Source organism: Pseudomonas defluvii, assembly GCF_001695625.1.
Classification (GTDB): Bacteria; Pseudomonadota; Gammaproteobacteria; order Pseudomonadales; family Pseudomonadaceae; genus Aquipseudomonas; species Aquipseudomonas defluvii.
Genome location: NZ_MBPN01000352.1, coordinates 1 through 297, shown reverse-complemented (window position 1 = coordinate 297; position 297 = coordinate 1). Strand labels below are relative to the sequence as shown.

Genomic DNA, 297 nt, shown 5'->3' with positions numbered 1-297 from the left:
GTGGGTAGCTGCCGAGCTTTCGGAGCATCAGGGAGGCCGTCACCGTGCCCTGCTTGATCGAGGTGGCCAGCCGCAGGATTTCGTCCCAATGGGCGCGGACGTGCTTGATGTTGAGCGTGCCGCCGATCATGGGTTTCAGCGCGTCATAGGCGGCGTCGCCCTTCGGGATGTAGAGCTTGGTGTCGCCCAGGTCGCGGATGCGCGGCGCGAAGCGGAAGCCCAGGAGGTGCATCAGGGCGAAGACGTGATCGGTGAAGCCCGCCGTGTCGGTGTAATGCTCCTCGATCCGCAAGTCGG

Annotated in this window: 1 protein-coding gene; it reads right to left on the bottom strand. The window is 65.0% G+C overall.

Features of this window, described 5'->3' with window-relative positions; genetic code table 11:
- Positions 1-297: Tn3 family transposase (locus tag EKA13_RS27640; protein ID WP_141685691.1), on the bottom strand; the 297-nt coding region annotated here is incomplete at both ends.